Below are 25,590 nucleotides of genomic sequence, written 5' to 3'. Positions count from 1 at the left end.
TAATTCTTCTGCTAATGTGTGTATAGTTGTGTATATTATTGTAAAGTAATGTAAATGTTATTGTCAATCTTGTGTAGCTTTATTTTCTATAAAAACAAGCAAGTCACCGTTTTTAAAGGATATTTTTACTGAATCCGTGATGACTTTATTTCTTAAACTTGTTAATCCTCTTAACGTTAATGTTGCATTACTTAATGGATATTTAACACCTGTAATGGTGACATTTGTAACTTTAGACAAAGGAATAAAAGAAATGATATGATTTTTTATATTACAAAGAGTTTGCTGCTTTTTGGAAAAAAAGAACTGGCAATAATTATCATAGAACGTAAAATTCAATCGATCATAGTAACGTATAACAACCGATAAATTTCCTAAGAAATGATCACTAGCATAACCTGATGCGCCATAAATATCAAATTTTTTCACACCTTTACTTGCTAAAAATAAGATGGCTTTTTCAAAATCCGTTTTATTTTGATCGGGAGTATGAATAATTTCAGTTCCACTTGGTAGAGTACCGCTATGATCAAAACTATCTAAATCACCAATAATATAATTAGGAATTATTGGTGAATTGCAAAGATAGTTATGATAAGCCCCATCTGTTGCGGCAATAAAAGCATAGTTTTCTAAATTGTTGGGATAATGTTTAGTCGGCTCACCATTTACAAAAAGTAAGGCTCTATTGCTTTGCATTGTCATATACTTTACAGTTTTATAAAGTTAAGGTATAGGCCATTATAATGGCATCTTCCTGTTTTCCATCAATAGTTGGATAATAATTTTTTCTGATGGTTATTTGGTTAAAACCTAGTGAATGATAAAGGCGAATGGCTGCATCATTGGATTTTCTCACTTCTAACCACAAGGAAGCAATAGGTTTGTCAAAATTGATCGTCATTAATTTTTCAATCAAATGATTTAAAAGCTCTTTCGCTAGCCCTTGTTGCCTAAATTGAGGGTGAATGGCAATGTTAAATAAATTAGCTTCATCGGCAACCAGCTGGCAGATGCAAAATCCGATTATTTTATTATCTATGGTTAATTTCAAATTTAAATAATGCTCACCTTGATTGGAAAAGAACGTTGGTTTAGACCAAGGGATCCTATGACAAAGCTGCTCTAGAGCAAAAGCCTCGGTTAAATCATTGTGAGTGAGGGTGGAAATAGTTTTCATATTGGCATAATTGTCGCCAAAGTTGGCGCTTTTGTTGTGGTGCATTAGCTAGAACATCTAAACTGGAAGTTTGGATGGTTAATTGATTTTGCCACATTTCATCAGGTATGATATCAATAAACCAAACAACCGTTTTTATATCGCTAGCTGGAACAATGAATTGTGATGGAGTAAGTATTAAGACTTGATTTTCTTTAAGTCGAATAGCGTTAAGGATATCTGTATATATTTTTTGTGTTGGTTTTTGTTCAGCAACAACAATCAAACGAATCTCATCACTAATATGGATTGTCATTTCACCTTTGAATACTGTTGAATTACGCAAAATGTATTGAGTAATATTGCATTGTTGCAAATACCAATCTTGTTCAGTCATTATTGAATTACTGTTTTTTTATTAGAGAATAATAAGGGTTAATTGTATAATTAACAGATAAAATTATAAAGGTTTTTTCATCGAGGTACTATGTCAACATCCGTTTTTACTCCAGCAAGTCAGGTAATTGAACGTCATCAAACATTTTTTCATGATAAAAATGTGATTATTGCAGGTGATATTCAAGATAGTTATCCAGCAATAATGGTCGCAAATCAAGTTAAAATTCATTGCACTCAATTTCATACTTATTTACGTCTAAAAAATAGTGTGCGTGGTGCTCAAACCATTTTTTCGTTGCTGCCGGATACGGAGTTTTATGTTGGAATGAATACACTAATTTATTACTGGCCAAAAACGAAAAGTGAAGCACAATTCCAGCTTTCTTATTTACTTAATAATATGCCCAAAGGAAGCGATATCTTTATTGTTGGCGAAAATCGTACAGGAGTAAAAAGTGTTGAAGCTTTATTACAAGATTTCGGTTCCATCCAAAAAATGGATAGTGCAAGACGTTGTGGATTGTATCATTTTCAAGCCGATAGTCGCTTAGCATTTGAACTCAATGAATGGTGGTTGAGCTACCATATTACTATTGAAAATCAAAATATTGAAATTAAAAGTTTACCAGGCGTATTTAGTCAAAAAGGGTTAGATGCAGGTTCCGAATTATTATTGAATGCAGTCATTGACCATGCTGAAATCATTAAAGGCAATGTGTTAGATGTTGGGTGTGGTTCGGGCATATTATCTACGATATTAGGTAAGCTATACCCAGATATTGAGCTCACTTTGTCAGATGTGAGTAGCGCAGCAATGGAGTCAAGTAAAATCACACTAAATTGCAATAATGTCAAAGGGACTGTTGTTGCAAGTGATGTATTTTCCAATTTAAATGATAAATATCATCTTATTATTTCTAATCCTCCTTTTCACGATGGTAAAGAGACAAGTTACACAGCAGTCAATGCATTAATTAAAGAAGCCAAAAAACACTTAAAATTAAATGGTTTTTTGTGCATCGTGGCCAATTCATTTTTGCCTTATCAATCGATTTTAGATGAAACATTCAAAAATGTGGAAGTCATTGCACAAACCACTAAATTCAAAGTCTATTTAGCCAGTCATTAAGTATCTAACCGCATTAATTAAATTGATTAAATAAGTTACGGTGGTAGCCGTAACTTTCTTAATTTATTAAATTACTCGTGAAAACTGCTGTTGTCTTGCCATTTTACGCATATAAATATCAAAACACATGCAGATATTGCGGATCAATAAATGACCTTTTGGAGCGACTTGAATTGTATCGCTATGTATGGTGATCAGTCCATCTTTCTGTAATGGTTGTAAAAGTGCCAAATCTTCGGCAAAATAGTCATTAAAATCGATATCGTATTGCTGTTCAATCACTTTCTTATCAAGATAAAAATGACAAATCAGTTGCTTTATTACATCACGACGAATAAGGTCATCACGTTCTAACGTAAAACCTTTCCATAGACCATTACCGATTTTCTCGACTTGTTGCTGATAGATTTTAAGATCTTTTTGATTTTGCGCATAACTATCACCTAACATGCTAATTGCAGAGACGCCTAATCCTAGCAAATCTGCATCCCCTTGCGTTGTATAACCTTGAAAGTTTCGATGTAATTTATTGTGCTGTTGAGCAAGGGCGAGTTCATCGGTTGGTTTAGCAAAGTGGTCCATGCCAATATATTGATAACCTGATTGGGTTAATTTTTCTATACTTGTTTGTAAAATCAGTAATTTTTCCGAAGCACTGGGTAAATCGTTATCTTTGATTTTGCGCTGAGCTGCAAAGCGACTCGGTAAATGCGCATAATTGAACACACTTAAACGATCCGGAGAAATATCAATCACTTTATTGAGGGTTTCGGTGAAACTGGCAACGGTCTGTTTAGGTAAACCATAAATTAAATCGAGACTAATGGAGTCGAAATGATTTTTTCGAGCTTGATCGATCAATGAACGAATCAAATGTTCGTCTTGTTCTCGATTAATCAGATTTTGGATCTCGTGGTTAAAATCCTGAATTCCCATACTTAAGCGGTTAAAGCCAACTTGGGCTAAATGATCGATAGTTTGTGACGTAATTTCACGAGGATCAATTTCAATTGACATTTCAGCATTGTCAGCAAATTGAAAATGGGATTTTAGCGAGCTGATTAATCGGCTAATTTCTTGATCTGTTAAAAAGGTAGGTGTTCCTCCTCCCCAATGCATTTGTGTAACAATTCTGTTTTGGAAAAGTTTGGCTCGTTTTGCTATTTCAATTTCTAAAATATCCAGGTATTTGGTGACTTTCTGGGTTTGACGTGTAATAAGTTTATTACAACCACAAAAATAGCAAAGTTTATGACAAAACGGAATGTGTACATATAAAGATAAAGGTTGGGTAGGGTAACGAGACGTCGCGTTCAAAAAATCCTGTTCATTATAATTTTCATTAAATTCAAGGGCAGTAGGATATGAAGTATATCTTGGACCAGAATAGTTATATTTTTTAATTAAAGCCTGATCCCATAATTGTTTTTCAGTCATACTTCTGTTTCCGTTTAAGTCTGTGTTTAGCATTATTATATCCATGACTTAGTAAAGTTGGTTTTTGCTTAGTTACACTTTTTGCTCTGTTTCTTGTTTTCAGCTTGATCTGATTTGTTTTACGCAAATACAATAATGTGCAAATAAATAATCCAAAATATAAATTTAACATTATCAATAATGGCATTATTATCTGCTCGCTATGTGTTATAAATTACAGTTCGAATAAGACATCTGTTATTATAGCATTCAGTCAGGGATATTTTTTATAACTCTTTCCCTGACCTTACTACAAAAATGAATGGTATTGGGTGAAGTAAGACCCTTACCCATTATTAATTACGTTTTAATAAACTTACGATATCTTCCTTCTCATCATCAAGAGCTTCAAAATCATCATCGATATAACCTAATTCTTGCATCAGTTCATCTATTCGATTCAATTTACTATCCAAATAAGTTTGTTGTTCTATAGTCAACTTGCCATTTTTTTCAACCAAATCTAGCAACATATCCAATTTAGGATCGTTTTCAAGTTGCTCTAATTCTTGTTGTGGTGATAAAACGGTTTTCTCTACTTTAGGTTGTTTAACAGCCTTAAGGGGATTCACCTTTGTATCAACAACTAAAGCAATCGGCGTTTTACTGCCTATACGTGGATCTTTCGCTACTTTTTGAGTATTGTTATTTTTGTTTTTATCTGTATTATTAAAGCGTGAACCACTAGGCAAACCTTTATGCTTGCGTTTACGTTTGAGTTCGCGAGACTCTTCATTAATTTCCTGACGGCTTTTTTTGAGTTTTTGTTTCGATTTAGATTTTAACATACTATCTCTGTTTTACAGTTTGGTTAATCATTTATTCAGTATATTTTATCAGTAAGTCTAAAATATAGCTATGAGGAAGACACATTGTGAATTAGTGATTGTAAAATTACAGTTTTATGTATAATCTGAGCCGAATATTCTTGAATCAATCGTTATAGAGAAATAAACATGAATAATCATTTGAGTCCTTACATGCAGTTTAGCCGTAAAGAATGGGCAAGCTTGCGTAATTCGGAACCAATGACCTTAACATCTGGAGAACTAATTTCTTTACAGGGAATCAATGAAGATTTATCAATGGATGAAGTAAGTGAAATTTACTTACCTTTATCAAGATTACTCAATTTTTATATTAGTAATAGTTTTAGTCGGCAGGCGGTATTATCTAAATTTTTAGGTAAAAGCCAAAAAATCCCTTACATAATTGGTATCGCGGGCAGTGTTGCTGTTGGTAAAAGTACTACGGCACGTGTATTACAGGCATTACTAACTCGTTGGCCTGAACATAGAAAAGTAGCGTTAGTTACTACGGATGGTTTTTTATATCCAAATAAATGCCTTGAAGAGCGCGGCATTATGAATAAAAAAGGTTTTCCACAATCCTACAACCTTAAAAAGCTAATTAACTTTGTTGCAGATATAAAATCAGGGCAAGCGGAAGTTAAAGCACCGGTTTATTCACATTTAGTTTATGATATTGTAGAAAATGAAGAGATCGTGATCGACAGTCCAGATATTTTGATTTTGGAAGGTTTAAATGTATTACAAGGTGCGGTCAATTATACTCAAGCACATAATCGAGTATTTGTTTCAGATTATGTTGATTTTTCGATATATGTTGACGCCGATTTATCTTTATTACATCATTGGTATGTGAACCGCTTTTTAAAATTTAGAGCAGGGGCCTTCAGTGATCCCAATTCATACTTCAATCACTATTCTCAATTACCAGAACAAGAGGCAATCAGCATCGCTAATCGCTTGTGGAGTGAGATAAACGAATTAAATTTAGTTGAAAACATTTTACCAACTCGAGAAAGAGCCAGTTTGATTTTGACAAAAGGTAACGATCACAAAGTAGATTATGTTCAATTAAGAAAATAAACTTAGGAGGATCAATATGAAATCAGCAATAGGGTTATTAAGTAAATTAAGCATTATCACTTTAGTTATGGCGTTTTCTGTAAATAGTTATGCATCAAGTAATGATGTACATGAAGGATTGACTTGCGATGCAAAAAAACAGGCCATCGAAGCAAAAATAGAACAAGCCAAAAAAGCCAATAATACTTTTGAAATCACAGGGCTTGAAAAAGCACTTCAACAAGTTAATACCAATTGTTCGGATGACACATTGGAACAAAAATACAAAAGATTAGTGGAAGAAAAAAGCAAAAATGTCTCTGACAAAACCAAAAAATTAGCAGAAAAAACCAAAGAGTATGAAAAAGATGGTATTAATGCAAATCAAGACAAAATTGATGCTCTAAAATCTAAATTGCACGATGCAGAAAAAGAACTCACTGAAGCAAAAAATAAATTAGCGGATTATTATGATAAAGTTAATACTAAGTAATCTTAGTTTTTAATTTTATTGAAATTAAAAAATAGATTCGAACAATAAAATAATATTGAAATTTGTGCAATTAATATTGACCTTGAGGAGATATATTACTTCTTGAGGTCATCTTTAATATCTCATATTAGCTAAAATTATGTTAATTTTCTTTAGTTCTATTTAGCTATTTTCTGTAAAAATGCTGTTAACCTAAAGTGCTACCAAAAACGATAAGTTTTATATGATCATTTATCTAAATATTATTAAATAAAACCATTAGAAATGGATGAATATTATGACAGATAATTTACGGCTATTAATTACAAAATTTTAAAACTTGAATACTGAAAATCGACTAAATGTATTCGATGTAAATATAATCAATTAAATTATTTTAATTTTCTATTACCAATTGTTAAAAAATAATTAGATAATCGCATTAGGACTATTAATAGTCCAAAGAACAACATGAGTCTTACAACGATATAAATAAACAGATTATAACATTGATCTTTATTATCCCTTTACTATTCATAAATTTATGACTATTGATTAAAAATCTTCTACAAGGATGTTTTTTTATCGGTAATGAATGTTGTCTTTTTGATAAAACAGAATGAGTGTTACACATAACAATTACTGAAAATAAACTGATCTCTTTTTTATAAAATTTTATTAGATAGCTAATTTTATAGAGTAATATTTGCTATTTTTCAAAGTTAACCGTTTCATTGTTTCCAAATCAGCTCTTAATTAATTTGATTAAAATGATGTTCTAGACTTTTTTAGTAAAAAAAGGTAAGGTGTGCGGCTTGTCTCGTGGTTCGTGAACCTCCCACGCAAAAAAACTAAGGAAAATTATGAGTAACGTTACATTATTAGGCGATCAGTCTGTTCGCTATCCAACAACCTATGCTCCGGAAATTCTGGAAACTTTTGATAACAAACATCCCGGTAATGATTATTTTGTTAAATTTAATTGTCCGGAATTTACGAGTCTTTGTCCTATTACAGGTCAGCCTGATTTCGCCACAATTTATATTTCTTATGTGCCTAATATCAAAATGGTTGAGAGTAAATCTCTTAAGCTGTATCTATTCAGCTTTCGAAATCATGGTGATTATCATGAAGATTGCATCAATATCATTATGAAAGATCTGATTAAGTTAATGGATCCTAAATACATTGAAGTGTGGGGTAAATTTACACCACGTGGTGGTATTTCAATTGATCCTTATGCCAATTATGGTAAATCCAATACTCAGTGGAAGCAAATTGCACTCAATCGCTTAGTTAATCATGATCTTTATCCCGAAAAAGTCGATAATCGCTAATTATCAATCTGACAGGAATTTTTAATGAAAAATCGTAAAGCACTAGTGATATTTTCTGGAGGGCAAGATTCGACGACTTGTCTGCTGCAAGCCATTGCCGATTATGGTCGTGAGAATGTTGAAACCATAAGCTTTCAATATGGTCAACGCCATAGTATTGAATTGGATAAAGCTAAGTGGATCGCCGAGGATTTAAGTGTCAAGCAAACCGTAATTGATACATCAGTGATCAAACATATGACCAATAATGCTTTGATTGATGATTCGCAAGAAATCAAAGCTGCACAAGATGGTGATTACCCAAATACTTTTGTTGATGGACGTAATATGTTGTTTTTACTGTTAGCGGGTTGTTATGCCAAGCAGAAAGGTATTAATGATATTATTATCGGCGTTTGTGAAACGGATTTTAGTGGTTATCCTGACTGTCGTGATATTTTTATTAAATCCATGAATGTATCGATGAATTTAGCGATGGATTATGCATTTAATATTAAAACACCCTTGATGTACCTGACTAAAGCTCAAACATGGGAAATGGCTGATAAATTGGGTTATCTTGATTATGTTCGCCAAAATACCCATACTTGTTATTACGGTGTAGAAGGGGGATGTGGTAAATGTCCTAGTTGTATGCTGCGTGATAAAGGTCTACAAGAATATTTAGCCCAAACTTAACCAATATTTATCTGGGTTCTCTCACCCCATTAAAAAAGGAAACAAATATGTATTTAAACGTTCATTCACAATTGATTGAAAAACAATTTACTCGACAGCAAAAACATAAAGCACTCGGCTGGTTGGCTTTTTTTCATATTATCGTTATTGCTTCCAGTAACTATTTGGTACAAATTCCATTTGATATTTTTGGATTTCATACTACTTGGGGAGCGTTCACTTTTCCATTTATCTTTTTGACCACTGATTTAACTATTCGTATTTTTGGTGCCAGTTTGGCGAGAAAAATTATTTTTGTGGTTATGATTCCCGCTTTATTGTTTTCGTACCTAATTTCGGTTCTATTTTTCGAAACCCATTGGGTAGGTTGGTCAGCATTGATTCATTTTAATAGCTTTGTTTTTCGAATTGCTTTAGCCAGTTTTGCGGCTTATTTAATTGGACAATTAATGGATATTACTGTTTTTAACTATTTAAGAAAAAATCGTTCTTGGTGGGTAGCACCTTCCGCTTCTGCAATTTTTGGAAATGGTATTGATACTATCGTCTTTTTTGCTATTGCTTTTTACAAAAGCAGTGATGAATTTATGGCCAATCACTGGGGTGAAATTTCGTTAATGGATTACAGTTTTAAAATTTTAATTTGTGGTTTGTTCTTTTTACCATTATATGGGATTATTTTGAATGTTATTTTAAAAAAATTAACTGCAAAAACGCTATAAACCAGTCAGTCATCACCCAATTATTTATAAATTACCAACATTTGGAGCTTATTGATCGTACAGTAAGTTCTAAATGCCAAGAGTACCACTTCAAATCAGTTTTTCTGAAAAATTCTGTTAAAAATTTGATTTATCATTTTATAAACAATTCCTATTATAAAGATTTTTTGCTAAACGTTTACTGACAGTGCATAATATTGATAAAAAATAATCACATCATTTTGTGAAATAAAAGGGTAAATGGGTGAAATCATGATATTGATTAAACACTTAGCGATATTAAGTTTGTTTTTAACGCTATGTGCTCAAGCCAATGATAACGAGCTTATGACAAAGATAATGGATAACAAAAAAAATAGCTCGACGCAAAATGTGAATATTGATTTGCAATCACCTATTGTATTTAATCCAACACCTGATTTAATCGAAAAATATAAAGATAAAAAACTAGAAATTCTTGATTGCTCAGAGATCATTCTTGATGGATCAAGTACTCTAGTTGTGACTTTTTCTGTTCCACTTCTACCCAAATTAAATTTTACAAATTTACTGAGATTAGTCGATAAGGAAACCGGTGTAGTCGATGGTGTCTGGGAGTTGTCTGATAATGGTTTGGAATTACGACATCGTTATCTTGCACCAAATCGTAAATTAGCATTAACGATCGATAAAATGTTAACGGCAATTAATAACAGTCGTTTACAATCAGTTTATGAAAAAGAATTAACGACTCAAGATCGTCATCCCATGGTGAATTTTGCCAGTACTGGATTATTATTACCGAGTAAATCCATGAGTGGATTACCTGTCACCACATTGAATGTTAATAAGGTCGACATTAACTTTTTTAAAATTAAGCCCGATAAATTAAGTGATTTTATTCATAAATTTGGCTTTATTAATAAACTTTCAGTTTGGCGTTCAGAAGAGATGAATGGCTATGCCGATTTAGTATATTCGTCACGTTTTGATCTTAATCCTAAACCCAATGCTCAAGAAACTGTTCTAGTCAACCTTTCAAAAATTAATGAACTTAATCAGGAAGGCGTTTATGTTGCCGTGATGAATGAATCTGGGACTTACAACGAATCAAATCCAGCAACCCTATTTTCAATAAGTAATATTGGAATTTCAGTTCATAACTATAAAAATCATAAATTTACGGTTATGGCTTATGGATTGGATGATGGTAAGCCTCTTGCAAATGTTGAAATAGCTTGTCGTAATCGTGGAAAAGTAGATAACAATTGTCAATATATTTTAGAAAAGACAGACCAAGATGGTTATGCTGAATTCACTATGGATAACAATGATGAATATCGGGTATTGACAGCCAGCGATGGAAAACAAACTTCATTTATATATATTGATCGCAATGCCCTTAATCTGACTGAATTCGATTTATCAGGCACACCTTATTATGACAAGCAATTATTTGTTTTTGGACCCCGAGATCTTTATCGTCCAGATGAAACTGTCTATTTTAATGCATTATTACGTAATGCCGATGGACAACCATTGCCTAACCAACCAATTATAGCAGATATGATTTCAGCTAATGGACGAGTAGTTAAAAATTTTCAATTAAAAAGCAATGCTGATACGAATGGTTTATATCAGGCTAATTATGTTATTCCATCTGATGCAGCAACAGGTAAATGGTCAATTCGTTTCAATCTAGGGGATGACATTTATCGTTATTGGTATTTTAAAGTGGAAGAATTTTTGCCAGAACGTATGGCGATGGAAATAACCAGTTCATCCAGCGGTCCAATATTAAGCGATGAAGACGTTTACTTTGATATCAAAGGTTGGTATTTGTATGGTGCACCAGCATCAGATAATCGCCTAGATGCTAATGTGTATTTAAAGAAAGTTGATTCTATTGCTGGATTAGCCGATTTTAAAATTGGTTCAGTAACAGACGCTAATCTCTACAGTGAACTTGGTTCGTTTGAGGAGAAATTAGATAACAATGGCTTAAAACAGCTTCATATTAAGAAAAATAGTTGGTCAAACTTACGTTCTCCAGTCAAAGTGGTTCTACAAGCGAGTCTGCTGGATTCAGGTGGTAGACCTATTACGCGTTATGCTACTCAAACCATTTGGCCTGCAAATAAATTACCAGCAATTCGAGCTTTATTTGCGGATTCACCATATTATGATTGGAACAGTGATAATTATTATGAGCGTCCAACCGTTGATATCGGGACTAATGCAGAATTTGAAATTGCTTATGTCAATTTAGAGGGTGAAAAACTTGGTACAAATTCCTTAAAAACAAGACTGATTCATGAGCGTCGTCAATATTATTGGACTTGGTCAAACGAAGATGGCTGGCAAGTAAATTATAATTCCAGTGACATTGTTATTTCTGAGGATCAATTATCCATTGAAGTGGGGAGTACGACTAAAATAAGCTATTTGAGCAGTGATTATGGATCTTATCGTATTGAAGTTATTGATGCAGACTCTAAAGTAGTGACAAGTTTTCGCTTCTGGTCAGGTTACGATTGGGAGGATAATACACATGGTACGAAATCAGTGCGCCCCGATCAAGTCAAGTTAAGTATTGATAAACCCTTTTATCATGTCGGAGATGTGGCTAAAGTCAATGTTCAAGCTCCAGTTGTAGGATCTGGTTACATCTCTCTTGAAACAAATGATGGTATCATTTGGAAAAAAGCAATTACTGTAGGCGAAAATGGTTTGGATGTCGATATACCAATTGAAAATTGGGGAAGACATGATATTTATATTAATGCCATGATAATACGCCCATCGACTGATGCAGCAATACAAACAGTAAAACGAGCAATGGGTTTACTTTATTTACCTACTGATACAACTAAGCGTCATTTAAATATCTCAATCGATTCTCTAAAACAAGTGCATCCAGAAAGTATTGTGCCAATTAAAATCAAAATGGATAAGCAATTTATTCAAAAAGATAAAAAAGTCATAGTGTTAGTTTCTGCTGTTGATTCGGGTGTACTAAATATTACTGATTATGTTACGCCAGATCCTTACGTTGGCTTTTTAGGACGTAAACGTTATGATGTTGATATTTTTGATGTTTATGGTAGCTTAATTGAAGCTTCAGGGCGTAATGTTACTATGAGCTTTGGTGGTGATGCAATGGGCACTGGTGGAAAAAAACCGTCTAATGATGTTTTTATTGTTGCTCAACAATTAGAAACTATTCAATTAAATGATCAGGGCGAAGGTATTGTTGATTTACAATTACCTAATTTCAATGGTGAATTGCGCATAATGGCGCAAGCATGGGATGACAATCGTTTTGGTAAAGCAGAAAAAACGATAAAGGTAGCAGCGCCTGTGATTGCCGAATTATCCACTCCGCGATTTTTATCCGGCGGAGATCAGGCTGTATTAGCGTTAGATCTTCATAATTTGACTGATACGATCCAAACTATGCAAGTTGAAATATCAACCACAGGTTTGATTCATCAAAATGATGCCAAATCTATTTCTGTCAAACTTGATAGCAAACAAAAACATATTATTCAGATTCCTGTTGCTGCAAACTTTGGTTATGGTATAGGTACTATAACTGTTGATGTGAAAGGTATTGTCATGGATGATAATAAAGATTTTAACATTCGTCGTTCTTGGAATATAGGTGTAAGACCAGCTTACGCTCCAACATTAAGATATTATCAGGCAGTGTTAGATGAAAATAAAAGTTGGAAATTACCTGACCAAGCATTAACTGAATTGATTAAAAATACCGTTGAAGGGCAATTGGTCGTCTCTAATCAACCTCCACTGAACATCGCTCAATATATTAAAAGTTTATTTGCTTATCCTTATGGTTGTTTAGAACAGACAATCAGTGGATTATTCCCATCTTTATATGCGAACAATGAACAGCTTGCACAGTTAGGTATTAAAACCGATTCTGATGACAAACGCCGTGAAAAGGTTCATATAGGCATTTTACGCATTTTATCAATGCAACGGAGTAATGGCAGTTTTGGTTTATGGAGTAGTCATAGTGAAGAAGAACATTGGCTTACTGTTTATGCCACTGACTTTTTATTGCAAGCTAAAGAACGAGGTTATCAGGTAAATGATAAAGCACTTGATGCCGCAATGATGCGTCTTGGTCAATATATTTATGATTCATCTTCATTTAACCATCTTTATTATTACGGGAATGAAAAAGAACTTGAGTTTGAAAAGTTGTCTATTAAAGCTTATGCGCTAATGATTTTATCCAAATACAGTAAGATTTCCTCAGCAATGCGAAATGAAATCAATTATTTATCTAATAAAATCAATCATGATACATCGTTTGTTTACTCCCCATTACCTTTGGCACAATTATCAGTAAGTGCGAAGATAAATGGCATGACATCTATTTATGACAAATTATTACCATTAATCTTCACAACTCCATTTAACTATAGTAAATGGCTAGGTAATTATGGTAGCAAAATTCGTGACCAAGCATTAATTTTATCATTATTGATTGAAAACGATATGGCTCAAAAAGATCAAGCCAGTTTTCTATTTATTCTATCTGAATTATTAAATGAAAAACGCTATTACTCAACTCAGGAATTGAATGCATTGTTTATTGCTGGTTGGTCATTAGAGCAACATAAAAAGGACAATAAATTTAAACTGGCAATAAATGATAACGTTGCTAAGGTAAATTCAATCTTCTCAAATTCCTATCATTATGAAGCCTTAACGAAAGGGTTATCTATTAACAATTCAAAATATAATCAACCTCTTTATCTTAAATTCTCTCTTTCTGGTTATGGACAAACTGCTCCACCACCAACATCACAAGATGGCTTTTTTAACATTAGTCGAACCTATTACGATTTGCTGGGTAACAAGATTAACCCATCGCAATTAGAAGTAGGAACCATAATGGTAGTGATTTTAGATGTAACATCCAAAGAACCTGTTCATGATGCATTGATTGTTGATTACTTACCAGCTGGATTAGAACTTGAAAATCAGAATCTTTCTAATAGTAGCGTGCATCTATCATCCATCCCTAGCATAGCATCTTTATTGAAAGATGATGACGTAAGTCAACTTAAATATCAGGAGTTCAGAGATGATCGATATGTGGCTGCTGTGAATATCCAAAATGATATCGGACAAAAAAAATATCATAAACGTGTTGCTTACTTAGTGAGAGCAGTAACAACAGGAAATTATATGATTCCTCATCCTTATGTTGAATCAATGTACCGTCCTGATCGATTTGCTATTGGGCAATCTCCGAGCTTAATGACGATATCGGTTCCAATAAAAAAAGTAATTAATTAAGTGATAGTAAAGGATTTGAATACCCTTACTTAGATAAATTTCATTGATTACTCCGTCAATAGCATTGGTGGAATTGCTTTTTTAATTGTATTAGATAGACGAATACCAATAATGAAAAAGTTTTTTAATAAATTATTTATCTTTTTATTGTTATCGTTAGTCGGCGGCTTTTTTGTTGCTGATTTTCTTTTTCCATTATCAATTTCGCAAAATAAAACAACACAAACCGTTGTTGCTCAAGATGAAACTCCTTTATGGCGATTTGCTGATGAAAAAGGTATTTGGCGTTATTCGGTAAGCCTTGATGAAGTTCCTGATTATTATCTTGATGTATTATTACATTATGAGGATCGTTATTTTTATCATCATATTGGTATTAATCCATTATCGTTATTTCGAGCTGCTTGGCAAAATTTATCGAGTAATAAAATTATTTCGGGTGGTAGTACCATTTCAATGCAAGTGGCTAGGTTACTCGCTCCTCATGATCGAACTTTGATTGGTAAATTAAAACAAATTTTTCGGACTTTGCAACTTGAACTCCATTACACTAAACAAGAGATTTTAACTTTATATATTAATCATGCTCCCTATGGGGGAACCATAGAAGGTATTGGTGCCGCTAGCTGGTCTTATTTTGGTAAACAACCTAAAGCCTTAACTCGAAGTGAGGCAGTATTATTGGCAGTATTGCCTCAAGCTCCAAGTCGATTAAGGCCAGATCGATTTCCTCGAAGAGCTACGCTAGCTCGTGACAAAGTATTAGATAGACTTGCACAGTATGATGTTTGGCCAAAAGAGTTAATTGATCAAATTCGACGAGACGAAGTTTGGGTTTATCCACGAAAAACGCCACAGTTAGCCCCATTATTGGCTTATAGATTAAAACAGCAATATCCTAATGATAATACGATTCATTCCACTATTGATGTTTCTATTCAGTATATTTTAGAAGATCTTGCTATTAATCGAAAACAACAATTACCGCCTAAAACTTCATTAGCAATTTTAGTGGTAGATCATGCAGATATGACAGTTAAAGGGTATGTAGGTTCAGCTGACTTTAATGATAAAGAGCGTTTTGGTCAAGTTGATATGATTAGAGCGTTACGATCTCCTGGTTCAACACTCAAGCCATTCATTTATGCATTTGCTCTCGATGAAGGTATGGTCCATTCTGAATCGTTATTACAAGATGTTCCACGTATTACCTCCGATTATCGACCAACTAATTTTGATGAAGGTTTTCATGGACCTGTAAGTGTCTCTGATGCATTAAATCAATCATTAAATTTACCAGCAGTCCAATTGATTGAGTTATACGGCCCAAAAAAGTTTGCAGGAAAACTTGCTGGCATTGGTTTACCTTTATTTTCTATTGCCAATGAACCAAATATTTCCTATATATTAGGTGGAGCCTCGCTTAGGATGGATAACCTTATTAGTGCATACAGTGCATTTGCAAGGCAGGGTAATGTTAGTCCCTTACGATTTACTCAATCCGATCCCTTGATTAATAAACCCTTTATCTCTAATGGTAGTGCATGGATTACTCGGCAAATGCTAATGAATAACAATTTATTAGCTTTTAAAACAGGAACCAGTTATGGTTATCGTGATGCTTGGGCTGTTGGTATAAATCCTCGATATTTAATTGGTATTTGGGTAGGGCGCCCTGACGGTACTCCTGTTGTTGGGCAGTATGGTTCAATGTCAGCATTGCCAATTTTGCAACAAGTTAATTCAATATTATTAAATAGAGAAAGGCGCTTAAATCAACCTCTCCCTGCTTATGAGAAACCTGAATCGGTATCGATTGAGAAAATTTGTTGGCCATCAGGTCAGCCACTTCCCGATTCAGATGTTAATTGCCATCGTCAAAAAACAGCATGGGTATTAAATAATCTGTTACCACCAACATTAAGTACCGTGAGTGAATTAAAAAACAATATTTACCATTCAAGTTGGATAAACATTTGGGTAAATGAACGAGGTAAGCGTGTTGCCGCTGATTGTACAGGAGCACAAAAAAAAACAATAGCCTTGTGGCCTGTTTCATTAGAAAATTGGTTGTTAACCAAAGAACGAAGACAAGCATTATTGCCTCCCATTGATAAAAATTGTCCTGTAATGAATAAAGATATCTTCGCCTCACTTAATATCGTTGGTTTACGGAATAACCAATTGATTAGGGCGTTACCCGGTAATAACCAAGTCACAATTGATTTAATTCCTGAAGGTGGATTTGGCGAAAAATGGTGGTTTCTAGATGGAGTTTTAGTCGCTAACTCCAAGGATAATGAAAAAGTTGCTTTAACAGTAAACAAAAATGGGAAACATCGTTTACTGGTGTTAGACGAAAGTGGACAAATTGTACGAATTAATTTTATTTCAGATGAATAAAGGAACATTAACATGGCTCTAGAAAAAACGCTCTGTATTATTAAACCTGATGCTGTAAAAAAACAGATTATTGGTGAAATTCAAACACGTATTTGCCAAGCTAAACTTAACATTATTGCAATAAAAATGGTGAAATTAACACAAGAACAAGCTGAAGGTTTTTATGCTGAGCATCAAAACACCCCTTTTTTTGCTAATTTAATAAAATTTATGATGTCTGGTCCAATTGTTGTTCAAGTTTTGCAAGGTGAAAATGCCATTGAACGTTACCGACAACTTATGGGACCCGCTGATCTATCTAAAGCTACTGCTGGTACTTTAAGAGCAGATTTTGCTACCAATGTGAGAGAAAATGCCGTGCATGGGTCCGATTCTTTTGCATCAGCAGAACGTGAAATTTCTTATTTTTTTGTTGATAGTGAAATATTTGGATAGGTAATGGTGATTTCACAATTAGCTAGATAATTTAGGAAAAATTAACAATAAATAATTAATAAGTGCAGTGCAACAATCATGATTGACCCATCAACAGGCAAATTATTGATGGGTATTTTAGCAAGAACAGAATAACCATCTGTTTATCTTTTATTTATGCATATTTGCTATTATTTAACTAGTTTGATTACGATAGATGCGATGTCATTATTTATTAATAGCATTCAGGTGGTATTGGTTTAATGTGTGTTTACTGAGTCTAATCTACTTCATCCTTCCACATATTACACTCTATTTATTAATACCTTTCAGAGTGATATAACACACTTGAGTCCTTCTCAAAAGGATTTCTTTTTATCGAGTATGCTATTTTTTTATTTATCTGAATATCCTTCCCAATCTCAATTTTAATAGCCAATTATTTTCCAACGTATTTACCTTAATGCAAGAGGTAATTATTTTCCTTGCATCTATGAATTTAAAGATGTGTTTTTTTAATTATTACTCTTTAATATAAGATCTAATTATTATCATTTTCATCTTTTTGTTAAAAATAGCTTATTTTCAATCTATTAGCGATTTTAACTAGCAAATTTAATTACCTTAATATAACTTTTAGTTATAACTATGTGATGATTTGTTATTTATCCATATCATTTTTTTGTTGATAGACTTTTCAGATATCAAATATAACTTTTATTGAGGTATAAAATGAAATTTCTTACTAAACTGCTAATAATGATGGCTATTATCGGCGCATTATTAAGTGCGAATTCTGCTTTTGCCGATCGCTTAGATAATATTGAAAAGCAAGGTGTTATTAAAATAGCCGTATTTGATAGTAATCCGCCTTTTGGTTTTATTGATGAAAAAACGAATAAAATTACCGGTCTTGATGTGGATTATGCCAATGCTATTGCCAAAGCATTAAATGTCAAAGTTGAATTGGTACCCACTAATCCTGCTAATCGGGTTCCATTATTAACTTCACAAAAAGCAGATTTAATTGTGGCAAACTTTACGGTAACGGATGAAAGAGCAAAAACAGTCGATTTTAGTTTGCCCTATTTTGCTACTGGTCAAAAATTTATTGCTAAAAAGGGCATACTTAAAACACCCGACGATCTGAAAAGTCTACGAATTGGCGCTGACAAAGGTACTGTTATGGAGATTACCCTTAGGGAAAAGTATCCAACAGCGAAAGTGATTTCTTATGATGATACACCCTTTGCGTTTGCTGCGTTACGTAATGGTGTGGTGCAAGCGATTACTCAAGATGATGCTAAATTAATTGGTTTACTTGCCAATGTACCAGAAGCACAGCGTGAGGCTTTCGAAATTTCACCATTTAGTCTTACGCAAGAATATCAAGCGGTTGGTATTGCAAAAGGAGAAACGCGTTTAAAAAACAAGATAAACCAAATATTAGTAAATCTTGAAACAGATGGCGAAGCATTAACGATTTATAATCGTTGGTTTGGTCCTAATACTAAATCAGCAATGCCTCGTGGTGAATTTAAAATAGGTCAAAGCGAATAAATCATGTTAGATCAATTAATTGAATCTCGCTATTTATGGTGGTTATGGGACGGTTTTTTAGTAACCTTAGCCATCTCATTTCTTACTATCGTTTTTTCGACCATTTTGGGTTTTTTGCTGTTTGTTGCTCAGCAAAGTCGAATTAAATTGATTAAAGGTATTGTAATAGGATATAACGCAATTTTTCGTTATTCTCCATTATTACCTCAACTGTTCTTTTGGTATTTTGGTATTGGAAACTTGCTGCCCAACGAATTTAAAATATGGTTGTTTGACGAACCACAGATTCAGTTATGGTTTTTTACATTAAAAATGCCATCATTTGAATTTATTATTGGTTTTATTGGATTGACATGTTATTCCAGTGCTTTTATTGCAGAAGAATTTAGAGCAGGTATGGCAGGCGTGAGAGTAGGGCAACAACAAGCAGCTTTAGCATTGGGATTAACATGGTGGGAAAGTATGCGTTTTATAATTTTACCTCAAAGTTTTGGTATCGCCTTTCCTCCCCTAATTGGTCAATATATGAATATTGTCAAAAATTCATCACTAACAATGGCGATAGGAGTATTAGAGCTATCTTATGTTTCAAGGCAAGTTGAAACCGAATCATTAAAAACTTTTCAAGACTTTGCTATCGCAACATTTTTATATATTTTGGCTATTGTAATAATTGGCACATTAGGCAACATTTATCAAGCCAAGCACATCCAAATAAGAAATAAGGTGTAGTGACTTATTATGGAACTTAAAGGTTTAGAAGTTATTTATCATAATTTAAGTTATATGATGTGGGGTAACTTTCCTGGCGGAATATTTTTAACACTCTTAATGAGTTTAGCAGCGATTGTGTTTTCAACTTTTATAGGGATTTTAGCTGGCGTTGGATTAACGGTGACTAAAGGTCTTGTTCGCTCTTTATTCATTAGTGTGCTAGGCTTTTTAAGAGCAATTCCAGTGATTATGCTCATATTTTGGACTTATTTTTTATTGCCTGTATTACTTAATGTGAATGTACCGGCAATTACAACCGTTGTTTTTGCATTATCTGTTATTGGTGCTGCTTACATTGGCCATTGTGTGAATGCCGGTATGATTGCTGTGGCGAAAGATCAGTGGCAAGCTGCATTTTCCTTAGGATTCTCTAAAACCCAAGTTATTATCTATATTATTTTACCTCAAGCTATTAAAATGATGATGCCATCTTTTGTTAATCAATGGGTGTCGCTAATTAAAGATACTTCCTTGGCTTATATCGTTGGTGTTGCTGAATTTACTTTTATTGCCACACAAATTAATAATCGCAGTATGGTGTATCCGACCGAAATATTTTCATTTGTTATCATTGTTTATTTTATCATTTGTTTATTTCTAGATATTGTTGTATCGTTTTTAACAAAAAGTCGTTTGTTTCATGCAAAATAATGAATCATTTAACGATTTTGTTTGATAAAAATTTATTGATTAATTGAGTATTTTGTTATTAAGGTTCTTTTAAGATTTATGCATTAAATTATGAATAACTGTAATTAATCTGGTAATGATCAATGTGGCATGATTTTAATACCCAAATTTTTCTATTAATCAATGCGTCGGATCAAGCATCGAAATCATTTGTTAACTTTGCTATTTTTTGTGCTAAATATTTAGTCTATGTCCCTATTATTATTATGAGTATTGATTGGTTTATTCATCCTAATTATCGGCAGCTTATCATTAAAATGGTAATAGGTTTAGCAATTGCATTATTGATTACTTTTATTATTCGTCATCTATTTTATTCTCCACGACCATTTGCAGTAGATGTCGGAACGAATTACCTTTTTCATGATAAAACAAGCTCGCTACCAAGCCAACATACGGTCTTTGTATGGACTCTATTTTTTACTGCTTTTTTTAATAAAACGCAGCGAACTAAAACAACTTTATCTTTATTGGCATTAGTTGCATTGTTGGTCAGTTGGAGTCGTATCTATCTAGGGGTACATTGGCCATTAGATATTTTTGTTGGATTTATTGTAAGCATTGTATCTTCATTGATAATAAAAAAATGCTGGATACATATAACTAAATTATTTAATCGATAGTTATCTGATAAATTGTCATTAACCGATTTATTATGCCAAGCTAAATTTATAATAAGTCATCAACTATCGACTTGATCACTAAATTCCGATTAGAGTAAATGATAATGAAAATACTTATTGTTGAAGATGATAGTTTGTTACAAAAAGGTCTGTATGATGGTATTACATCCAATAATTATGTGTGCGAGATAGCATCGACAGGTAAGCAGGCTGAACAATTTATCCAATTTGGGCAATTTAGTTTGATTATTTTAGATCTGGGTTTACCGGATTGTGATGGTTTAGAATTGCTTACCCGATGGCGAAAAAAGCAAATTGATACACCCGTCCTTATTCTTACCGCTCGCGATACAATTGAGGATAGAGTCGAAGGTTTAGATTTAGGTGCTGATGACTATTTAATCAAACCTTTTGCTTTAACGGAATTATTAGCTAGAGTACGGGCATTAATTCGTCGTAATCAAGGAACCGCTGATAATTTAATTAGTTATAGTTCAGTTACTATTGACATCAAACAGCAAAAAGTGACTCTCAATAATGAAGAAATAATATTAACACCTAAAGAGTTTATTGTTTTGTCTCGATTGATGTTAAAAGCAGGTGAAAAGGTGCATCGTGATTTACTGCAAAATGATCTTTATGATTGGCAAAGCGATCCCAGCTCAAACGTCTTGGAAGTTTATATTCATGGATTACGTAATAAACTCGGGAAAAATTTTATTCGAACTGTTCGTGGCTATGGCTATCAACTTAGCGATGGTTCTTAATTACCTATTAAATAAATAAACTTATTATGATCGTAAAATCTGTTAGTAATATTCGTCACAGTATTCGCTGGAATCTTTTTTTTACTTTAGGCGCAATTATGCTCATTTGCCAAATTATCACCGTCTTTTGGTTATGGCATGAAAGTAAGGAACAAATTGATGTATTGGTGAATTTAACACTGAGCCAAAATAAAATTGATGAAGTGGTTGAGCATGAAGAACTTGAAGCCATTTTTGCTCTGTTTTGTTCTGCTTTTACCATGATGTTAGTGACATTATTTTTAGCCTATAAAGCGATTAAATGGATTACCAAACCGTTAGAGATTTTGGAAAAAGATCTTAATCAGCGCACTGAAGAAAATTTAAAACCCATTTTGCCGATTAGTAATATGCGTGAAATAAAGTCCATCACTTCAGTACTAAATAATCTGTTTATTCGACTTAATACAACTTTAGCACAAGAACGACTTTTTACTGCCGATGTGGCGCACGAAATGCGAACGCCACTTGCTGGCATTCGTTTACATTTAGAATTATTAGAAACAAAAAACAAGATTGATTGTACAGAATTAATCGACAGAATTGACCGTTTGGTCAATACTGTTGAGCAATTATTGATGTTAGCGCGTGCTAGTCAAAAATTTACCGTTGGACAATATCAACAAATTAATTTTTATCATGATATTATGTTCCCATTATCCGATGAATTAACGGAATTAACCAAACAGAAATTTCAATCAATTGAATGGAATATACCTGACTCGAATCTTTTATTTAATGGTGATGTTACTTTGATTAGGTTACTATTGCGTAATTTAGTTGAAAACAGTTATCGATACAGCCCAAAAAACACCAAAATAGTGGTAAGTTGCTATAAAGATAATAAAAATATCATTATAAGTGTGGAAGATGAGGGGGCAGGCATTGACGAATCCAAAAGTGAAAAACTTACTCAAGCCTTTTTCCGTATGGATCGTAAGCATAACGGTATTGGGCTTGGTTTGAGTATTGTTAATCGTATTGCTAAGTTACACCATGGTCTATTTACATTAAAAAATCGATCTGACAATACGAAAGGTGCGATTGCGCAATTACAACTTACTGATTCACCGCGTCAATTAAACGAGTAATCAAAGGGTTATTGCTATTTTCTTTAACGATAGATACTAAAAAGCGCTGCCAAGTACGTTCAATTTTAGATTTAGCAAAATAAGGAAGGTAATTTGCTATTGGAATAAAAGTAGAATTGCCGATATTATCGATAATAATCAAACGACTATTTGTTTCATTTAAATGTTGAAATAAGATGTTCTTACTTTTGATGGTCATGGTAATAATACGATCTTTCAATAATGCGGATTTTAACTCTTTAAGTCCCATGACTAAGGAATCAAAATATTTTTCGGTTAACAAGTTATCAGCAAGATATTGTTCCAGTGGCGTTGCGGTTTTGCCATTATAATCTCGAACCAGCTCAAAGATATGACCTTTACCATAATTGGTTGAAACAGGCCCATAATATTTAGCTAATGCATCAAACGATATATTTCGTTTAATAAGATGTTTATAATAGGCAATTTCGCGGTTGGTTTCTTCTTCTGCTCCTTCATTATAATTAACTTTAATGCATTGATTTGCATCTTTAGGATGATGATAACATTTGCGGTGTAATCCTTGACTTATATAATCTTTTTCAGACAGTGTAATGGTCGTATTCATGGTATCAATACTCTATGATTTATCTATGATTTTAAGTTTAACAGCAAGCGTTTATTCTCGCCATGATTTTTTATTTTTACGCTAGCACTTTTATAATATTTCTGTATAATATTGGCACCCACGTTACAACAACGTTTTTCCCAACGTTGTTTTCGGTTGTCAAAGTTAATGTAACAACTCGAAGGGGTTAGTTAGTTAATAGCAACAATCAAAAAGTGTAAATAAATCAAGTGATTTATTAACGTGAGATTAATTAAAAAATTGGATAATTACGAATGAGTACTTTTTCAGCTAAACCAGAAACAGTTAAACGCGACTGGTATGTTGTTGATGCAGCAGGTAAAACGTTAGGTCGTTTAGCTACTGAAATCGCAAGCCGTTTGCGTGGTAAACACAAAGCAGAATATACACCACATGTTGATACTGGTGACTATATCATTGTTATCAATGCAGAAAAAGTTGCTGTAACAGGCAAAAAACGCACTGATAAAATTTATTATCGTCATACTGGCTACATCGGTGGACTTAAAGAAGCGACTTTTAGAGAAATGATTGAACGTCATCCTGAACAAGTCATCGAAATTGCTGTAAAAGGCATGTTACCGAAAGGTCCTCTTGGTCGTGCAATGTACCGTAAACTAAAAGTTTATGCTGGTAGTGAGCACAATCATGCGGCACAACAACCGCAAGTACTAGATATTTAAGGGGATAGAAGATGGCTGATAATCAATATTACGGTACAGGTCGCCGCAAAAGTTCTGCTGCTCGCGTGTTCATTAAACCAGGTAGTGGAAATATCGTTATTAATAAACGTTCATTAGAACAATACTTTGGTCGTGATACTGCTCGTATGGTTGTTATGCAACCTTTAGAGTTAGTTGAAATGACTGACAAACTTGATCTATACATCACTGTTAAAGGTGGAGGTATTTCGGGTCAAGCTGGTGCGATTCGCCACGGTATTACTCGTGCATTAATGGAATATGACGAAACATTACGTTCTGCATTACGTCAAGCAGGTTTTGTTACTCGTGATGCTCGTCAAGTTGAACGTAAAAAAGTGGGTCTGCGCAAAGCACGTCGTCGTCCACAATTCAGCAAACGTTAATTGCATACGTTACAAAGTTGTTTTCAAAACCCAGTCAAAAGCTGGGTTTTTTTATGGCTAATTATTATCATATTTACAACAGCCATGGAAGTGAGTGATTAAATGCCACATAGTCTATTTGCTATAATCCTAATCTTTTAAATTTAAAGATTACAACCAATAGAACGATCATTTTTTACTCAAACGTATAGTTAACCTTAAACTTCTTGTCTGAAAATAATTCCTTACAAGAAAGATAGCAATAAAATGCAATTTTTTAACAAATTTGTTATCCAATTTGTTAGAATAGTTACTAAACTAACTTATTTTAACTTTGGTTATTGGGAGTGAGCATGGTTGTTGCTGTTAATAAACGTTCTGTTATGACATTATTTTGTGATACAACAGATATTTACGGCCATCAGATTCGTTTTGTACTGGCAGAAAAAGGTGTGACTGCTGAAATCGAATTTGTAACCGCAGATGATTTACCTCAAGAATTATTGGATCTCAATCCATATGCAACTATCCCAACGTTAATTGATCGCGATCTCACTTTATACGAACCTCATATTGCATTAGAATATCTTGATGAACGATTCCCACATCCTCCTTTGATGCCGGTTTATCCTATTCTCCGCGCAAATGCTCGCTTAACCATGTATCGTATCAAAAAAGAGTGGTATTGCGCTTACGAAACTATTATTGCCGATCCTAATAGCAATGCAGCTAAAACCGCCCGTAAAAACTTATTGGATGATCTTGTTTCGATTTCAGTTATCTTTAAAGAAAAAGATTATTTTATGAGTGATGATTTTACTTTATGTGATTGTTATTTTGCTCCATTATTATGGCGCCTACCAATGCTTGATATTGATTTACCTAAAGTCGCTGAAAAAAATTATTTAAATTATATGGCGCGGATTTTTGAACGTCCTGCTTTTACTCAGTCTCTTACCGATGATGAAAGAAAGATGAGAGCATAATAAATAATTTT

Annotated in this window: 24 protein-coding genes and 1 riboswitch; of the genes, 18 read left to right on the top strand and 6 right to left on the bottom strand. The window is 33.3% G+C overall.

The genetic code is table 11. The annotated features are described in order from the left end of the window. Window positions 1-63 precede the first annotated feature (63 nt). From J3U13_RS04685 to J3U13_RS04675, 3 genes are read right to left on the bottom strand one after another with little or no spacing between them, the layout of a single operon-like run. Complete coding sequence (locus J3U13_RS04685) at window positions 64-699, bottom strand: thiamine diphosphokinase (protein ID WP_267340475.1); 636 nt, start codon at window positions 697-699, stop codon at window positions 64-66. 19 nt (window positions 700-718) lie between these two features. After that, a complete protein-coding gene (gene rimI / locus J3U13_RS04680; protein ID WP_267340474.1) occupies window positions 719-1,180 on the bottom strand; it encodes a ribosomal protein S18-alanine N-acetyltransferase in 462 nt (153 codons plus the stop codon). Further along, entirely contained in the window at window positions 1,149-1,556 is a 408-nt protein-coding gene (locus J3U13_RS04675; RefSeq protein WP_267340473.1) for a DNA polymerase III subunit psi, read from the bottom strand. The genes rimI and J3U13_RS04675 overlap by 32 nt, the downstream gene beginning before the upstream one ends. A gap of 90 nt (window positions 1,557-1,646) precedes the next feature. On the opposite strand from J3U13_RS04675, the gene rsmC reads away from it, so the two are divergent. Then, entirely contained in the window at window positions 1,647-2,687 is a 1,041-nt protein-coding gene (gene rsmC / locus J3U13_RS04670) for a 16S rRNA (guanine(1207)-N(2))-methyltransferase RsmC (RefSeq protein WP_267340472.1), read from the top strand. A gap of 66 nt (window positions 2,688-2,753) precedes the next feature. On the opposite strand, the gene hemN is transcribed toward rsmC, so the two are convergent. Then, window positions 2,754-4,124, bottom strand: a complete 1,371-nt coding sequence (gene hemN / locus J3U13_RS04665) for an oxygen-independent coproporphyrinogen III oxidase (RefSeq protein WP_267340471.1) — start codon at window positions 4,122-4,124, stop codon at window positions 2,754-2,756. A gap of 335 nt (window positions 4,125-4,459) precedes the next feature. Continuing rightward, the gene (yihI, locus tag J3U13_RS04660) at window positions 4,460-4,951 is read right to left on the bottom strand and encodes a Der GTPase-activating protein YihI (RefSeq protein WP_267340470.1); all 492 of its coding nucleotides are present in this window, start codon (window positions 4,949-4,951) and stop codon (window positions 4,460-4,462) included. Between the two features lie 168 nt (window positions 4,952-5,119). Here yihI and coaA point away from each other — a divergent pair, with 168 nt between their 5' ends. From coaA to pmrB, 14 genes are all read left to right on the top strand, one after another. Beyond that, a complete protein-coding gene (coaA, locus tag J3U13_RS04655) occupies window positions 5,120-6,055 on the top strand; it encodes a type I pantothenate kinase (protein ID WP_267340469.1) in 936 nt (311 codons plus the stop codon). A gap of 16 nt (window positions 6,056-6,071) precedes the next feature. Next, on the top strand, window positions 6,072-6,527 hold the full coding sequence (locus J3U13_RS04650; RefSeq protein WP_267340468.1) for a DUF1090 domain-containing protein: 456 nt from the start codon (window positions 6,072-6,074) through the stop codon (window positions 6,525-6,527). Between the two features lie 795 nt (window positions 6,528-7,322). After that, window positions 7,323-7,367: riboswitch (PreQ1 riboswitch) on the top strand. 2 nt (window positions 7,368-7,369) lie between these two features. Then, window positions 7,370-7,843, top strand: coding sequence for a preQ(1) synthase (gene queF, locus J3U13_RS04645; RefSeq protein ID WP_267340467.1), 474 nt, complete (start codon window positions 7,370-7,372; stop codon window positions 7,841-7,843). A 24-nt stretch (window positions 7,844-7,867) separates the two neighbouring features. Next, window positions 7,868-8,521: a 7-cyano-7-deazaguanine synthase QueC gene (gene queC, locus J3U13_RS04640; protein WP_267340466.1), complete on the top strand. Its 654-nt coding sequence runs from the start codon at window positions 7,868-7,870 to the stop codon at window positions 8,519-8,521. Window positions 8,522-8,568: 47 nt separating this feature from the next. Then, window positions 8,569-9,243, top strand: coding sequence for a 7-cyano-7-deazaguanine/7-aminomethyl-7-deazaguanine transporter (locus tag J3U13_RS04635; RefSeq protein ID WP_267340465.1), 675 nt, complete (start codon window positions 8,569-8,571; stop codon window positions 9,241-9,243). Window positions 9,244-9,495: 252 nt separating this feature from the next. After that, on the top strand, window positions 9,496-14,556 hold the full coding sequence (locus J3U13_RS04630; protein ID WP_267340464.1) for an alpha-2-macroglobulin family protein: 5,061 nt from the start codon (window positions 9,496-9,498) through the stop codon (window positions 14,554-14,556). A gap of 111 nt (window positions 14,557-14,667) precedes the next feature. Then, the gene (gene pbpC, locus J3U13_RS04625) at window positions 14,668-16,959 is read left to right on the top strand and encodes a penicillin-binding protein 1C (protein WP_267340463.1); all 2,292 of its coding nucleotides are present in this window, start codon (window positions 14,668-14,670) and stop codon (window positions 16,957-16,959) included. Window positions 16,960-16,971: 12 nt separating this feature from the next. Further along, window positions 16,972-17,394 (top strand): nucleoside-diphosphate kinase, encoded by a 423-nt coding sequence (gene ndk / locus J3U13_RS04620; RefSeq protein ID WP_267340462.1) that lies wholly within the window; start codon window positions 16,972-16,974, stop codon window positions 17,392-17,394. A 738-nt stretch (window positions 17,395-18,132) separates the two neighbouring features. Next, the gene (locus J3U13_RS04615; RefSeq protein ID WP_416380312.1) at window positions 18,133-18,933 is read left to right on the top strand and encodes an ABC transporter substrate-binding protein; all 801 of its coding nucleotides are present in this window, start codon (window positions 18,133-18,135) and stop codon (window positions 18,931-18,933) included. A gap of 3 nt (window positions 18,934-18,936) precedes the next feature. Continuing rightward, window positions 18,937-19,665 carry an amino acid ABC transporter permease gene (locus J3U13_RS04610; protein ID WP_267340459.1) on the top strand — a complete coding sequence of 243 codons (729 nt, stop codon included), beginning with the start codon at window positions 18,937-18,939 and terminating at the stop codon, window positions 19,663-19,665. Window positions 19,666-19,674: 9 nt separating this feature from the next. After that, window positions 19,675-20,358, top strand: a complete 684-nt coding sequence (locus J3U13_RS04605; RefSeq protein ID WP_267340458.1) for an amino acid ABC transporter permease — start codon at window positions 19,675-19,677, stop codon at window positions 20,356-20,358. A 122-nt stretch (window positions 20,359-20,480) separates the two neighbouring features. After that, window positions 20,481-21,020, top strand: a complete 540-nt coding sequence (locus J3U13_RS04600; RefSeq protein WP_267340457.1) for a phosphatase PAP2 family protein — start codon at window positions 20,481-20,483, stop codon at window positions 21,018-21,020. Between the two features lie 104 nt (window positions 21,021-21,124). Beyond that, entirely contained in the window at window positions 21,125-21,787 is a 663-nt protein-coding gene (gene pmrA / locus J3U13_RS04595; RefSeq protein ID WP_267340456.1) for a two-component system response regulator PmrA, read from the top strand. A 26-nt stretch (window positions 21,788-21,813) separates the two neighbouring features. After that, window positions 21,814-22,917, top strand: a complete 1,104-nt coding sequence (gene pmrB / locus J3U13_RS04590; RefSeq protein WP_267340454.1) for a two-component system sensor histidine kinase PmrB — start codon at window positions 21,814-21,816, stop codon at window positions 22,915-22,917. On the opposite strand, the gene J3U13_RS04585 is transcribed toward pmrB, so the two are convergent. After that, window positions 22,886-23,506: a YrbL family protein gene (locus tag J3U13_RS04585; protein WP_267340452.1), complete on the bottom strand. Its 621-nt coding sequence runs from the start codon at window positions 23,504-23,506 to the stop codon at window positions 22,886-22,888. The genes pmrB and J3U13_RS04585 overlap by 32 nt on opposite strands. Window positions 23,507-23,781: 275 nt before the next feature. Here J3U13_RS04585 and rplM point away from each other — a divergent pair, with 275 nt between their 5' ends. The 3 genes from rplM to J3U13_RS04570 all read left to right on the top strand — a co-directional run bounded on the left by rplM (window position 23,782) and on the right by J3U13_RS04570 (window position 25,579). Continuing rightward, a complete protein-coding gene (gene rplM / locus J3U13_RS04580) occupies window positions 23,782-24,210 on the top strand; it encodes a 50S ribosomal protein L13 (protein WP_267340451.1) in 429 nt (142 codons plus the stop codon). An 11-nt stretch (window positions 24,211-24,221) separates the two neighbouring features. After that, window positions 24,222-24,614, top strand: coding sequence for a 30S ribosomal protein S9 (gene rpsI / locus J3U13_RS04575; protein WP_034915459.1), 393 nt, complete (start codon window positions 24,222-24,224; stop codon window positions 24,612-24,614). Between the two features lie 332 nt (window positions 24,615-24,946). After that, entirely contained in the window at window positions 24,947-25,579 is a 633-nt protein-coding gene (locus J3U13_RS04570; protein WP_267340447.1) for a glutathione S-transferase N-terminal domain-containing protein, read from the top strand. Window positions 25,580-25,590 lie beyond the last annotated feature (11 nt).

It is taken from the genome of Gilliamella sp. B2887 (assembly GCF_026537015.1).
Classification (GTDB): domain Bacteria; phylum Pseudomonadota; class Gammaproteobacteria; order Enterobacterales; family Orbaceae; genus Gilliamella.
Note: the sequence above shows the minus strand (reverse complement) of the source record. Positions and strands in the feature narration are given on the sequence as shown.